The 14,237-nt window shown below is 45.3% G+C and carries 14 protein-coding genes; 7 read left to right on the top strand and 7 right to left on the bottom strand.

All coding sequences use genetic code 11. The features are described 5' to 3' along the window. Window positions 1-23 precede the first annotated feature (23 nt). Window positions 24-866: an endonuclease/exonuclease/phosphatase family protein gene (locus CCZ37_RS09820; protein WP_167372404.1), complete on the top strand. Its 843-nt coding sequence runs from the start codon at window positions 24-26 to the stop codon at window positions 864-866. A gap of 7 nt (window positions 867-873) precedes the next feature. Here the strand turns inward: CCZ37_RS09820 and CCZ37_RS09815 are convergent, their stop codons facing one another. The 3 genes from CCZ37_RS09815 to gloB all read right to left on the bottom strand — a co-directional run bounded on the left by CCZ37_RS09815 (window position 874) and on the right by gloB (window position 3,959). Continuing rightward, entirely contained in the window at window positions 874-1,560 is a 687-nt protein-coding gene (locus tag CCZ37_RS09815) for a YIP1 family protein (RefSeq protein ID WP_010320103.1), read from the bottom strand. Further along, entirely contained in the window at window positions 1,557-3,128 is a 1,572-nt protein-coding gene (locus CCZ37_RS09810) for a lytic transglycosylase (protein WP_010320102.1), read from the bottom strand. The genes CCZ37_RS09815 and CCZ37_RS09810 overlap by 4 nt, the downstream gene beginning before the upstream one ends. Before the next feature lie 72 nt (window positions 3,129-3,200). After that, the gene (gloB, locus tag CCZ37_RS09805) at window positions 3,201-3,959 is read right to left on the bottom strand and encodes a hydroxyacylglutathione hydrolase (RefSeq protein ID WP_094500410.1); all 759 of its coding nucleotides are present in this window, start codon (window positions 3,957-3,959) and stop codon (window positions 3,201-3,203) included. Window positions 3,960-3,995: 36 nt separating this feature from the next. Between gloB and CCZ37_RS09800 the strand changes: the two genes are divergently transcribed. Continuing rightward, window positions 3,996-4,760, top strand: a complete 765-nt coding sequence (locus tag CCZ37_RS09800; protein ID WP_010320100.1) for a class I SAM-dependent methyltransferase — start codon at window positions 3,996-3,998, stop codon at window positions 4,758-4,760. Here CCZ37_RS09800 and rnhA read toward each other — a convergent pair. Then, window positions 4,745-5,212 (bottom strand): ribonuclease HI, encoded by a 468-nt coding sequence (gene rnhA / locus CCZ37_RS09795; RefSeq protein ID WP_010320099.1) that lies wholly within the window; start codon window positions 5,210-5,212, stop codon window positions 4,745-4,747. The genes CCZ37_RS09800 and rnhA overlap by 16 nt on opposite strands. A 56-nt stretch (window positions 5,213-5,268) precedes the next feature. Here rnhA and dnaQ point away from each other — a divergent pair, with 56 nt between their 5' ends. Then, the gene (dnaQ, locus tag CCZ37_RS09790) at window positions 5,269-6,012 is read left to right on the top strand and encodes a DNA polymerase III subunit epsilon (protein ID WP_094500409.1); all 744 of its coding nucleotides are present in this window, start codon (window positions 5,269-5,271) and stop codon (window positions 6,010-6,012) included. 8 nt (window positions 6,013-6,020) lie between these two features. Then, on the top strand, window positions 6,021-7,271 hold the full coding sequence (locus tag CCZ37_RS09785; RefSeq protein WP_167372403.1) for a TIGR03503 family protein: 1,251 nt from the start codon (window positions 6,021-6,023) through the stop codon (window positions 7,269-7,271). 93 nt (window positions 7,272-7,364) lie between these two features. Here the strand turns inward: CCZ37_RS09785 and fadE are convergent, their stop codons facing one another. Continuing rightward, the gene (gene fadE, locus CCZ37_RS09780) at window positions 7,365-9,809 is read right to left on the bottom strand and encodes an acyl-CoA dehydrogenase FadE (RefSeq protein WP_017047308.1); all 2,445 of its coding nucleotides are present in this window, start codon (window positions 9,807-9,809) and stop codon (window positions 7,365-7,367) included. A gap of 347 nt (window positions 9,810-10,156) precedes the next feature. On the opposite strand from fadE, the gene lpcA reads away from it, so the two are divergent. Then, window positions 10,157-10,732, top strand: coding sequence for a D-sedoheptulose 7-phosphate isomerase (gene lpcA, locus CCZ37_RS09775; protein WP_010320095.1), 576 nt, complete (start codon window positions 10,157-10,159; stop codon window positions 10,730-10,732). Between the two features lie 63 nt (window positions 10,733-10,795). Then, window positions 10,796-11,629, top strand: coding sequence for a class II glutamine amidotransferase (locus CCZ37_RS09770; RefSeq protein ID WP_094500408.1), 834 nt, complete (start codon window positions 10,796-10,798; stop codon window positions 11,627-11,629). Window positions 11,630-11,741: 112 nt separating this feature from the next. On the opposite strand, the gene purN is transcribed toward CCZ37_RS09770, so the two are convergent. Together purN and purM are read right to left on the bottom strand one after the other, a co-directional pair. Then, a complete protein-coding gene (purN, locus tag CCZ37_RS09765; protein WP_094500407.1) occupies window positions 11,742-12,383 on the bottom strand; it encodes a phosphoribosylglycinamide formyltransferase in 642 nt (213 codons plus the stop codon). 3 nt (window positions 12,384-12,386) lie between these two features. Then, window positions 12,387-13,427, bottom strand: a complete 1,041-nt coding sequence (gene purM / locus CCZ37_RS09760; protein WP_010320092.1) for a phosphoribosylformylglycinamidine cyclo-ligase — start codon at window positions 13,425-13,427, stop codon at window positions 12,387-12,389. Between the two features lie 168 nt (window positions 13,428-13,595). Between purM and upp the strand changes: the two genes are divergently transcribed. After that, entirely contained in the window at window positions 13,596-14,222 is a 627-nt protein-coding gene (gene upp / locus CCZ37_RS09755) for a uracil phosphoribosyltransferase (RefSeq protein WP_026027908.1), read from the top strand. The last annotated feature ends 15 nt before the right edge of the window (window positions 14,223-14,237 follow it).

Raw genomic sequence — 14,237 nt, 5'->3', positions numbered from 1 at the left:
CCCTACCAATTTTGTTGAACGTTATGAAAAGAAAATATCTGCTTGTTTTGCCGCTGTTGCTGATTACCGCGGCTGTGGTTAGTTTTTTCTCTATTTTTACTATTCCTTCAACGCCGCAATTGTTGACTATTGATGGCAAAAGCACTTCATCGCCACTGATTTGTTACGATAATCCAAACGCTCGCGTAATAGATGAGCATGGTCAGCTCAATGTACTGGTTTGGAATATCTATAAACAAAATAGAGCAACATGGCAAAGTGAGCTGAATAAATTCAGCCAAGATGCCCAATTGGTGTTGCTACAAGAAGCGAGCATGACCTTGTCATTGAAAGAGTGGATCAGCCAAAAACAGTGGGGTGGGACACAAGCGGATGCTTTTCGAGTTTTTGGTGAATCAGCCGGAGTGTTAAATCTTGGTAGGCAGATGCCAGTATTAGCGTGTGCTTACACCGAATTAGAGCCTTGGTTGCGCTTACCCAAATCGGCGATTTACGCCCTGTATCGTTTAAGTGATGGTCAGACTCTGGCGGTTGTAAACCTGCATGCAGTGAACTTTACCTATGGTACGCAAGAGTATGCCAATCAGTTGGAAGCGTTACTCGTTCAATTAAAAACACATCACGGGCCGCTGATTGTCGGTGGCGATTTTAATAGCTGGAGTCAAGCAAGGATGGACACATTAACTGCTGCATTAAATCGTGTGGGTTTGCAGGAAGTGTCGTTCGAACCCGATCACCGAGTTCAATTTGTGACGGGCTTGGTGCTCGATCATCTTTTTTATCGCGGTTTAACACTACTCAATGCAAAAGCGCCGGTAACGGACGCTTCTGATCATAACCCACTATTGGCGAGTTTCAGCTTATAACGGCTTTCTAGCTGATTGAGATGTACAGTGCCCAAATCAGGTAATAGCCAATCCAAGGCAGCGCCGAAATCACCAGAGCTTGGCCGCGTTCAAGCTCTGTCCATGCGCCCACCGCCGCGTAGCCAAGTACGATGTACCAAGGCAAAAGCAGTGGGAAGGAGCTGGCAAATTGGGACCAATCATTAGTCAGTGGCAACTTAATTAGACCATTTAAACTGTTAAGATCAGCAGCGTAAGTCATCACGTAGCCATGTTTGAGTAATAAGCTCGCGTAACTGGCGAGATCGCCCAACACGGCTGGGAAAGTGATGACAGCACTTGCGGCAAACCAACGCCAGAAACCGTGCTGATGTTGGCTCTGCTTGGTCGCCAAATTGAACCACAATGCCAACATGAAAATCGTTAGCGTGCGGCCTACCACATCACTGATAATTTCACTGGCCATCAAGGTGTTGGCATCTAACATTTCAAGCTGAGTAGGGTTGACCATTGCCAATTGCGCTGAGAGTCCCGCTTTTAGCCATTCAAAGTTAACCACGTCAAAATAAGCCCCCCAAAATAGAAAGGGGCTCAGGATTAAAAAGAGATAAGGCTGCCAACCCCACATTCCACGTTGATGAAGGGCTAAAAAACAAGACGTAGGGGAACGGAAAACATCCACCAACATGATTAATGGGTTACTGGAAGGATTCATACACTGACCTTAGTGACATCGACGTAGAGCTTGAGTTTTTGACCCGGCTTTAAGTACTTTTGGTTTGCAAGCTCGTTCCATTTCACAATGTCGAGGCTTTTGACTTTAAACTTATTGGCTATGGTGCTGAGTGTATCGCCGCTACGCACTTGATAAAAAACAGTACGAATGATGGCACCTTCACTGCTATTTTTCCAAATGACCAGTTTTTGGCCAATCTTCAACGTGTCTCTTGGCCCCATACCGTTCCATTGTGCTAAGGATTGATGGGAAACATTGTGCTGTTTGGCAATGATCCATAAGCTATCACCTTTGGCTACCGTATGAGACAGCTTATACTGACCACGGGCCATCGCTTGCGTTTTTGCTAAGCGGTTACTGGCACTGAGTGCGTATGTTTTTTCGTCTTTTACGGATGTCGGGATCATTAAATGCTGCCCAATGCGAATGACGTTGCCATTGAGATTGTTGGCCGTCTGAATCACTTTACTGGTGGTATTGTGCTGTTGAGCAATCACACTCAAGCTATCGCCGGATTTTACCTTGTAGCGTACTAACTTCATCCCCTTACCGCGATTCTCTTCAACTTTCTGTACAAATTGCTCGACTTTATTCAATGGGAGTAACAGTTGATAAGGCCCCGTTGGTGAGGTTGCCCAGTGGTTGTAAGCCGGATTGTAACTTTGCAGCTCTTTCACGCTCATTCCCGCGTAATTGGCGGCAATGGCAAGATCAAGCTGCTCTTGAGGGTCGACTAACGTTAATACTGGTTTGTTAGCAATCGCTGGGATTTCAATTCCATATTTTTCTTGATTGGCAACAATATCGGCCAGTGCGAGTAATTTAGGGACGTAGCCTGTGGTTTCATCGGGTAAGTCGAGTGAGAAAAAGTCGGTTGGTTTACCAGCCTTGTGATTTTTACGAATCGCGCTAGAGATCCGCCCACCACCGCTGTTATAGGCGGCAATCGCATGGCTCCAATCACCATCAAAACGCTTATTTAATGCAGTGAGATAATTCAAAGCAGCATCCGTTGCAGCGTCTACATCTCGTCTTCCGTCATACCAAAAATTTTGCTCTAGGCCATACATTTCTCCCGTACTCGGCACAAATTGCCACAGCCCCGCAGCGCTACCGTGTGAGTAGGCAAAGGCATCAAACGAGCTTTCAACAATGGGTAAGAGTGCTAACTCAAGTGGTAAGCCGCGCTGCTCAATTTTCTCTGTGATCAGGTAAAGAAATGGCTTTGCTCGCTCAGCAACAGTTTGCAGGTGATTAGGGTGTTTAAGATACCAAGTTCGATAATAATTTACTGATTTTTGATCTGGGATATCCATCGACAGCTGCATGGCAATACGCTGCCATACGTCCTTCTGCTCTTGTGGCGTGATCGCTTTCGGCGTTGTCTTTTTTGCAGATGACGGCTTTGGTTTAGTTATCTCTTTTGGTGTCTGAATCTGAGGGCTATTGGCCTCTTTGGCGTTTGGCGCTGTTGTTTGGTCTGTTGGCTGAGTGATTTGGCACCCCGCGAACAAGAGCACCATCACCCAGCTAAATTGAAATCGCATCTATCTCAGCCCTTTGACTTAATGGCTGCTGATAATACTTGGCACTTTATTGCTATGACAAGCAGCAAATCGTTAAAATTCGTTCTTCCACTCACGTAATGCGGTAAAAATTGATAAAGGATCGGTTTGCTGAGTACGATTCGCAACGGATTTCATCACACTCTCTTGTTGGGTTCGCAAGAACGGATTGATCCATTTTTCTTGGCGGATCGTGGTCGGTAATGTCGATTTCTGCTGGGCTCGAAGCCGGTTGACGGTATCTCGATATTGTTGAAGCTGGTCATTATCGGGCTCAACAGCCAAAGCAAATGCGATGTTACTTGCGGTATATTCGTGCGCGCAATAGACCTCAGTCTCTTCTGGTAATGCGGCAAGTTTACACAGTGACGTAAACATTTGCTCCATTGTGCCCTCAAAAACACGGCCACACCCTGCGGAGAACAGTACATCGCCACAAAACAGTTTATTGTCACCGACATAGCCAATGTGACCTTTTGTGTGTCCTGCGAGATCAAGCACCATAAAGATTTCATTGAACAGTTCTAGCTGATCGCCAGCTTCAACCGCGTGCGTTAAGGTAGGAATAGGTTCATGAGCGGGACCAACAACGTTAATGCTGGGAAGCTGACGAACCAGTTCTGCAACACCACCAATGTGATCATGGTGATGGTGGGTAATTAATATTGCTTCGAGCGTTAATTGATGCTTCGAGAGGTACTCAAGCACTGGTGCTGCATCACCGGGATCGACCACAGCACAACGCTGATCGCTATTTTGGATCAGCCAGATGTAATTATCATTAAATGCGGGTATGCTTTTGATCTGTAACATGAGTATCTCCAATCACCGAGGTGAAATAGGTTATCGATGAAGCCAGCACGTAGCGAAAAGAAATTAGATAAACCTCACTCTTGGTCACAACTTAAAAATGGTCAATGGGTTAGCGATTCTATTCAGACTCGGCTTGATGAATGGTGCCCTAAATTATTTGGCTATCATATGCTTAAGCTCGGTGGTTTGAGTTGTGAGCTTGCCAGTTGCAACTGCAATATTCAACACCAAGTTCATCTTGATATCAAAAACCCACTTCATAATGTGATTGCCGATAGTGGTGAGTTGCCTTTCCTTGAGAGGAGTTTTGATGTGGCTATTTTAGCGCATCAACTGGATTATTGTGGCGATCCGCATCGTATCTTACGCGAAGTTGACCGCGTGATGATGGATGATGGCTACATCATTATTACGGGGTTTAATCCAATCAGTTTTACGGGGATCGCAAGTTTGATGCCTTGGCGAAAACATAACTTACCTTGGAGCGGTCGTATGTTTACCGCTAACCGGATTAAGGATTGGCTGAGTGTCTTGAATTATCAAGTGATTGACTGTGACCAATATGCCCTTTTTCCGATGCAAAAATATCAACCCATGTGGGCGTGGTTGGAAAATGGTATTGGCGACTGGGCCGCTCCATTTGGTAGCCTGTATTTCATTGTAGCGCGCAAACGTACTTATCCCTTGAAACCGATTAAACCTCATTGGCGTTTTAAACGGCGTCTTTCGCCAGTTAGCCTGAACTACCGTTTATCAACTCAGAACCAAGATAAGGCCTGTGACCCTTATTCGGATGCTTGATACCCAATATCGTCTTCGGTTGGGTTTTCTGCTGCATTGCGTGCTAATTCATCGCACATTTCATTTTCACGATGACCCGCATGGCCTTTCACCCAGCGCCAGTCAATGGTGTGGCGGGCGCTTTCTTTATCGAGTGCTTGCCATAAATCGGCATTCTTCACTGGTTTTTTATCCGATGTTTTCCAACCGCGTTTTTTCCAGTTGTGGATCCACTGAGTAATACCTTGACGAACGTATTGGCTGTCTGTGGTGAGAATAACATTACATGGCTCTTTCAGTGTTTGCAGTGCAACCACTGCCGCTAACATTTCCATTCGGTTGTTAGTGGTGAGTCGATAGCCTTTGGCTAACGTTTTTTCGGTTCCTTTATAACGAAGGACAACCCCATACCCACCCGGGCCAGGATTACCTAAGCAAGATCCATCAGTGAAAATTTCCACCTGTTTTGTCATGATTTGATACTATTAGGTTACGCACATTATTGGCATAGTCTGACATACATATCCTTATGAATACTAGCAGCAATTCCCAATCCCAACGTATCGTCGTTCTTGATACGGAAACCACGGGTATGAACCGTGAAGGCGGCCCTCATTATGAGGGACACCGCATTATTGAAATCGGTGCCGTTGAAATTATCAACCGCAAGCTTACTGGCCGCCACTTCCATGTCTACCTGAAACCCGATCGTGAGATTCAGTTAGAAGCGATCGAGATCCACGGCATTACCGATGAATTTTTGGTGGATAAACCGCAATATCGCGATGTGCATCAAGAGTTTTTAGATTTCATCAAGGGAGCAGAGCTGGTGGCACACAACGCTCCCTTCGACGTCGGTTTTATGGATTACGAGTTTCGCAAGCTCGACGCTAAAATCGGTAAGACGGAGCAGTATTGCAAAGTGACCGATACGCTTGCTATGGCAAAGCGTATTTTCCCCGGCAAACGCAACAATTTGGATATACTTTGTGATCGTTATGGTATCGATAACTCACATCGTACCTTGCACGGTGCATTGCTCGATGCGGAGATATTAGCGGACGTTTATCTGCTGATGACAGGTGGGCAAACCTCTTTACAATTTAATGCTGGAACGCGCAGTGATGGCAGTGTGGGAGGAGAGTCAATAAAACGAGCTGTCGCAGGTCGGAAAAAGCTAAAGGTTTTGCGTGCTTGTGCCGATGAACTACAAGCACACCAAGAAAGATTGGATCTAGTCGAAAAGAGTGGAAGTTGCCTTTGGCGTCAGTAGGAGAAAATATGTTGAGGATAATGGTGGCTATTGCTGCGCTGATGTGGAGTATTGGCGTTTTTGCGGCAAATCCCTCCTCGATGTCGCTGCTCGATAATCGTTTTCGAGTGGATCCAACCATTTCACAAATTACTTTTGTCGTGTATCGCGAAAAGTCATCTCAGCCAGTGGTGCTTGTGCGGCCAGATGGTAAGAAATATTACGCGTGGCGGTACGATGAGAATATGCGTTGGTATCAGGAAGCCACAATGGATATCATTTCAATTGATAAGCCAATGCCTGGCCCTTGGCAGGCTATAGGAAAGGTTTCGCAACAAAATAGCATTAAGCTAATCTCACACTTGCAATTGGATACAGATGTATTTCCTAGCCGTTTGTATCATGGTGAAGAATTAAAATTTACAGCTCGCTTAACCTCGGATGGTAAGCCTTTATTGTTGAGAGACTTTCTCGATAGAGTCAACTTAAAAGTGACTTTTACTAAGTTCGTTGAAAATGAACAAGAACTGATCAAAGAGGCGCGTCCATTACCTGAGGTTATTGGTGAATTTGCTGATGATGGACGTGGTTTAGATGAACGTCCTGGTGATGGTGTATTTACGGTTGCGTTGTCTATCACTCCAGTGCCGGGTAAATACCGTGTTAGGATCACTTCTGGTAACGGTGTGTTTTTACGCGCTCAAGAGCAAGAAGTGTTAGTTTACCCTACGCCAGTGTCGACTACCTTTATCCAGTCCCGAGTAGATGGCGCGCCGCACCAAATTGTCTTTGCAGGTGAGTTAGGCATGGTTGAACCCGGATCGATAGCGGCGCATGTTGAGCATGCCAATATTTATGATGATATTTTTGCTACTGAAGGACTATCCGGAAAAGAGTCACTCAAGCTTAATTTGGAAATTCCATACAAAGGGGATAACGGTAACTATCGTTGGTCTGGAAGGTTATATGCGACAGAACTCGCTAGCCAGCGCCCACTTTATTTCCCACTTTCAGAGCGTACTTACAGCGTGGTGGATGATGTTAACATTGAGGAGACTCGCCGTTTGCAGATGGAAGAAGAGATTAAGCAGCGTAGGCTTGAACAGGAGCAACTGATTATTCAGATGAGAGAAGAGGCAACGAGTCGCAGTATTATGTTCATCGTGATTGGTAATATTGTTGCAATATTCATAGGTCTTCTAGCGTGGTTTGTGATGCGTAAGATTAAAGCGAAAAAGGCGTTGCAACCCGAATTACAGTTGAATATGCCGAAGAAATAACAAGGGATGTTGCCGAGTTGGCAACCTCTTGATTCTGTATTCTAGTCATAGAAAAGGGCGCTTAAAGCGCCCTTTGACATTCAATAGATTGACTTACGCAACATCATTTATTGCCGGATATTGAGGCTTTGCGGCCAGTTCCTGTGGCGCAAAATCATCGACATTAATGGTATACAAACGATGAGCCTCAGCTTCCGTTAATAGCTGTGCTTCTTGTTCGGTTAGAATTTTTTGTTGTAAGCCAATGGCGGCCACTTCATCTAAACGCAAAAATGGACGGCGTTGATTGGTGACGCTGCACACTTTATCGAACAAAGGCTCTGCACGTAAAATGATGTCCAGTGCTTGTTCAATCTTACCCGCCGCATTATGCGCCGTTGGGGCGAGATATTGGTTGCGACCAATGCGTGAACGAGTTTCACTCGGTGTTTGTAGGATCTGCGCAACTTGGCTATCTAATTTATCGCTAGGTGCTTTGCGTACTCGACCAATCGGCATCAACAATATACGAAGTACCTTACCAATCGCTTTATTCGGGAAGTTGGCTAAGAATTCATCAATGGCGACTTCCGTCTGCTTCAAACTGTCTTGCAGACCCCAATGAACCAAAGGAAGATCCTCCACAGGACGACCATCATTTTCAAAACGCTTAAGTGTGGCAGAACTGAGGTAGAGTTGGCTCAAAATATCGCCAAGGCGTGCTGACAAACGCTCTTTACGTTTGAGAGAGCCTCCCAATACAGCCATCGAAATATCAGAAAGCAGTGCTAAGTTAGCGCTGTAACGGTTTAGTTGTTGATAGTAGCGTTTGGTTGCATCATTAGTCGGTGCAGATGAACCAAAACCATCGGTAACGCCAAACCAAATACTGCGGACAAGATTACTCATGGTGAAGCTGACGTGACCTGCAAGAGCTGCGTCAAATTTCTCAACGGCATCAGAATCTTGTGAATAAGCGGCGTTCATTTCTTCTAAAACATAAGGATGACAACGGATAGCGCCTTGACCAAAGATGATCATTGAGCGAGTCAGAATATTGGCCCCTTCGACGGTTACGGCAATCGGTGCACCTTGGTAGCTGCGAGCTAAAAAGTTAGCAGGACCAATACAAATGCCTTTGCCGCCCACGATATCCATTGCATCAATAATGCTGCGTTGACCACGGTGGGTACAGTGGTATTTGACTATAGCGGAAATGACCGAGGGTTTTTCGCCCAGATCAATACCAGCTACGGTTAAATTGCTCGCCGCATCCATCACATAAGCGTTACCACCTAAACGTGCTAATGGCTCTTCGACACCTTCCATATGGCCAATTGGTTGCTTAAATTGACGACGAATCCGAGCGTAAGCTCCTGTTGCTAGCGCCGCAGTTTTAATTCCGCCCGTCGAGTTAGAAGGTAACGTAATGCCACGTCCAACCGATAAACACTCTACAAGCATACGCCAGCCTTGTCCTGCCATGCTTGGTCCGCCAATGATGAAATCCAGTGGCACAAACAAATCGTTAGCACGTGTCGGACCATTTTGGAATGGAACGTTCAATGGCATGTGGCGATTGCCAATTTCAACTCCTTTTAAGTGGGTTGGGATGAGCGCACAAGTGATGCCAAGCTCTGTTTTATCCCCAAGTAAGCCGTCAGGATCGCGCAGTTTGAATGCTAGGCCTAATACGGTTGCAACCGGGGCGAGCGTGATATAGCGCTTGTTCCACGTTAGGCGCATCCCTAACACTTCTTTGCCTTCCCATTTCCCTTTACATACCACGCCAAAATCAGGAATTGAACCTGCATCGGAACCCGCTTCTGGGCTGGTTAATGCAAAACAGGGAATCTCTTTACCTTCCGCTAAACGTGGCAGGTAATGGTTTTTCTGATCTTCAGTACCATAATGTTGTAAAAGTTCGCCTGGGCCTAAAGAGTTCGGTACACCAACGGTGGATGAAAGCACACCAGATACACCCGTTAGCTTTTGTAGCACAATGGATTGTGCATAAGCTGAAAATTCCAAGCCGCCGTATTGTTTTTTAATGATCATGGCGAAGAATTTATGATCTTTTAAATATTGCCAAACCTCAGGAGGTAAGTCGGCTAATTCATGCGTAACTTGATAATCGCTAACCATGGCACACACTTCGTTGACTGGTCCATCAATAAAGGCTTGCTCTTGTGCACTTAATGTCGGCGCTGCAATTTTGTGTAGTTTGTTCCAGTTCGGTTTGCCTTTAAACAGTTCAGCTTCCCACCAAACGGTTCCTGCATCTAATGCCTCTTTTTCGGTTTGTGACATTGCAGGCAGCACTTTTTTGAACAGTGTTAATGCTTTTTCGCTAATCACGCTTTGACGGATAGAGGGAACGGCTAATAAAGCGATAGCCGCTAAATACAGCAACCATCCAATCACCCCGGTGTAATCCAGCAGGGTAAGAACCACCATGGTTACCGTTAGCGCAACTAATGCGCTAAAAAGTGACATTCTGTGGTAGAGGCACACACCGAACACGGTGAGAAAACCAAGTATAGAGAGCAAGATGTCCATAATTTCATTCCTTTGAGACTGTATTCACGCCATTGCGGCTGATTTTTCTCAGTGCATTGGGGAGTGTTGTTAGTCGTCTCGTTTGTGTAAGTGGTCTAACCAGTGCTAAGTGTAATCAAATTATTAACGAAATGTAAAACCTTGTATTGTTCAAAAAGTGATCCATGTAGGGCAAAACCTCAAAATAAACAACCCATAGAGGGCTTTCTGGAGTGGGAAGCGGGAGAAAACAACAATTCTTGAAGTCGAACTATCGACAGAAAAGATGGTTTGGGTAAACTCAAGCCTGTTACTGGCTCTTGATTGATGGAGCCTATCGGTAAACAGATTAAAAAGAGAATATATCTATGTACCAGGATTTAATTAAAAGTGAATTGACCGAAGCGGCTGACGTGCTAAACAAATTTCTTAATGATGAGCATAACATCGCTCAAATTGAGGCCGCCGCAAAACTGATTGCCGACTCATTTAAGCAAGGCGGAAAAGTGCTCTCTTGCGGTAATGGCGGTTCCCACTGTGATGCAATGCACTTTGCTGAAGAGCTAACGGGGCGCTATCGCGAGAATCGTCCGGGTTATCCTGGTATTGCTATTTCAGATCCAAGCCACTTGTCTTGCGTTAGCAATGATTTTGGTTACGATTTTGTATTCTCTCGCTATGTGGAAGCGGTGGGTTCAAAAGGCGATGTCCTGTTTGGCCTATCGACTTCTGGTAATTCGGGGAACATTTTGAAAGCGATTGAAGCCGCCCAAGCCAAAGGGATGAAGACCATTGCACTGACCGGTAAAGATGGTGGGAAAATGGCAGGTTTAGCGGATATCGAGATTCGTGTCCCGCACTTCGGCTACGCGGATCGTATCCAAGAAATCCATATCAAGATCATCCACATCGTTATCCAACTGATTGAAAAAGAGATGGCGTAAGAAGTTCAACATCGTTCTTTTCTTTTAATGTGTTTGTGGTTGCAAAAGGGAGTGCATTAAACCATGTGTGAATTGCTCGGTATGAGTGCCAATGTGCCGACTGATATTTGCTTTAGTTTTACTGGGTTGATTCAGCGTGGCGGGAACACGGGACCGCATCGTGATGGTTGGGGAATCACTTTCTATGAAGGGAAGGGGTTTCGTACCTTTAAAGATCCTAACCCTAGCTTTCAGTCAAAAATTGCAGAGCTTGTGCAGAATTACCCTATAAAAAGTCGGGCAGTGGTTAGCCATATTCGTCAAGCAAATCGCGGTGGGGTGAATTTGGAAAATACTCACCCATTCACTCGAGAATTGTGGGGGAGATATTGGACGTTCGCTCACAATGGACAATTGACGGATCACCAGCAGCTAGAAACTGGGCGCTATCGCCCTGTTGGTGAAACCGATAGCGAGCAAGCTTTCTGTTGGTTGTTAAAGCAGTTAGAAGCGCGTTATCCTGAACCGCCTCAAGATATGCTCAGCATGTTTCAATTCGTTGCGAAGTGTTGCGATCAACTGAAGCAGCAAGGTGTGTTTAATATGCTACTTTCTGACGGTGAGTTTTTGGTGACCTATTGCACGAATCATCTGTACTGGATTACTCGACGTGCCCCCTTTGGTAAAGCGAGCCTGCTTGATGAAGATGTCGAGATTAACTTCCAAGAAGAAACAACGCCTGATGATGTTGTGTCTGTGATTGCGACTCAGCCACTGACGGGAAATGAAACTTGGCAACGAATGAAACCAGGCGAATATGCGATTTTCCATTATGGCGAATACGTTGATGGCAATGCGCAGTCCTTAGCTGACATTCCCTTTGCCGCGGCAAAGCCAGGCTGCCAAGCACCCATTTAAGTTTTTTATTCTTAAGCTTGTTCTATTTACTGCGGTTTGAATCGTATTTGAGATGACAATAAAAAAAGGTTGCTGTTGAGGCAACCTTTTTCGCACTATTCAGAGATACGATTTATTCATCGAAAGCATAACCATGCATGCCAAGTAATTGGCCATCTAAATAGGCTTTACCTTCACGCATTTCCAAGCGTCCTTCAACGAACCATTGTGCCACTAGTGGGTAAATTCGATACTCTTGAGCTTGAACACGTTGAGTCAAAATATCAACGGTATCTTCATCAAAAATAGGCACTTTTGCTTGTAGAATGACTGGGCCACCATCAAGTTGTTCAGTCACAAAATGCACACTGGTGCCATGCTCTTCATCACCCGCGTGAATCGCGCGTTGGTAGGTATTCAACCCAGGATATTTAGGAAGTAAAGAAGGATGAATATTGAGCATCCGTCCTAAATAGTGACGCACAAACTCACCACTCAGAATACGCATGTAGCCAGCAAGAATGATTAAGTCAGGCGCGTATTGGTCAATTTGCTCCATCAATACCGCATCAAACGCATCTCGCGTGTCAAAGGCATTTGGGTCAATATGCACCGCCGCCGCACCTGCTTTTTTAGCTCGTTCTAAGCCATAAGCAGTTGCTTTGTTTGAAAAAACAGCCGTTACTTTGCCATCTTTAATTTTCGTTTCACACGCATCAAGGATAGCCTGTAAGTTGGTGCCATTTCCTGAAACTAAAACAACAATACTTTTCATCAGTTATTTGATCTCTACTTGCTCTTCATCGAGTTGAGCTTCAGCAATATGACCGATAACCCACGCATTTTCGCCTTCCGCTTGCAGTAATTGAACCGCCGCTTGTGCTTGATCCATTGGAAGCGCAACAATCAGTCCTACACCACAGTTAAATGTGCGGTACATTTCGTGAGTGGTTACATTCCCTTTTTCTTGCAGCCATTGGAAAATAATTGGCCATTCCCAGCTATTGCCGTCAATCACCGCTTTCGTCCCTTGCGGAAGAACGCGAGGAATGTTTTCCCAGAAACCACCGCCAGTAATGTGCGAAATGGCGTGAATATCGTGCTCGGCGATCATCTTAAGCGCTGATTTGATGTAAATCTTGGTTGGTGTCAGTAAGTGCTCACCAATCGTTTTGCCAGCCAAGTCTTCATTTTTGTCGGCACCTGATACTTCCAAAATCTTGCGAACTAATGAATAGCCGTTTGAGTGAGGGCCGCTAGAGCCAACCGCAATCAGAGCATCACCTGCTGCCACTTTTGAGCCATCGATGATCTCTTCTTTTTCAACCACACCGACACAAAAGCCAGCGACATCGTAATCTTCACCTTCGTACATGCCCGGCATTTCAGCGGTTTCACCACCGATCAAAGCGCAACCTGCTTGCACACAACCATCGGCAATACCCGACACCACATCAGCCGCTGTATCTACATCCAATTTACCCGTGGCATAGTAGTCCAGAAAGAAAAGCGGTTCAGCACCTTGAACAATCAAATCGTTAACGCACATCGCAACCAAGTCAATGCCAATGGTGTCGTGCTTATTCATATCCAATGCGAGGCGAAGTTTTGTGCCAACTCCATCGGTGCCAGAGACTAAAACAGGATGTTTATATTTGGTTGGTAGCTCGCAAAGCGCGCCAAAACCACCAATGCCACCCATAACTTCAGGGCGACGAGTGCGTTTGACGGCGCCTTTAATTCGTTCAACAAGTGCATTGCCTGCATCAATATCTACGCCAGCATCTTTGTAACTAAGAGAAGTGTTATTACCGCTCACGGGGAAGTCCTCGGTCATAAGTTGGATATGAAAACGGCGCTATTCTAACAGGGCTTAAAACAAAAAGGAAAACGTTTGCGTCAGTTTTTTTGTTTATAATTGGCACTGAAATTAGCATAAAAAGTGTGTACAATTCGAAGGTTTGTTTAAATGTCGTCGGAGATGAAAATGAAAGTTGTTGAAGTTAAACACCCTCTAGTTAAGCACAAACTTGGGTTAATGAGGGAAGGGGATATCAGCACTAAGCGTTTTCGTGAGTTAGCTACAGAAGTGGGTAGCCTACTAACTTATGAAGCAACCTCAGACTTTGAAACAGAAAAAGTGACGATTGAAGGCTGGAATGGCCCAGTTGAAATTGATCAAGTCAAAGGTAAAAAAGTAACGGTAGTACCTATTTTGCGTGCTGGTCTTGGCATGATGGACGGCGTTTTAGAGCACATTCCAAGTGCGCGGATTAGTGTTGTTGGCATCTATCGTGATGAAGAAACGCTTGAGCCTGTCCCTTATTTCAACAAACTCGCTTCTAATATTGAGGAGCGAATTGCGCTTGTGGTTGACCCAATGCTGGCAACTGGCGGTTCCATGATTGCGACGATCGATTTGCTCAAGGAGCGCGGCTGTAACCAATTTAAAATTCTCGTTTTAGTTGCAGCGCCTGAAGGCATCGCGGCGTTAGAAAAAGCGCACCCTGATGTGGAGCTCTATACGGCGGCAATTGATGAGAAATTGAATGATAAAGGTTATATCGTTCCTGGTCTTGGCGATGCTGGCGATAAGATTTTTGGTACGAAATAAGCGTTAATTTTATGC

This window comes from Vibrio qinghaiensis, assembly GCF_002257545.1.
Taxonomy (GTDB): domain Bacteria; phylum Pseudomonadota; class Gammaproteobacteria; order Enterobacterales; family Vibrionaceae; genus Vibrio; species Vibrio ordalii.
Note: the sequence above shows the minus strand (reverse complement) of the source record. Positions and strands in the feature narration are given on the sequence as shown.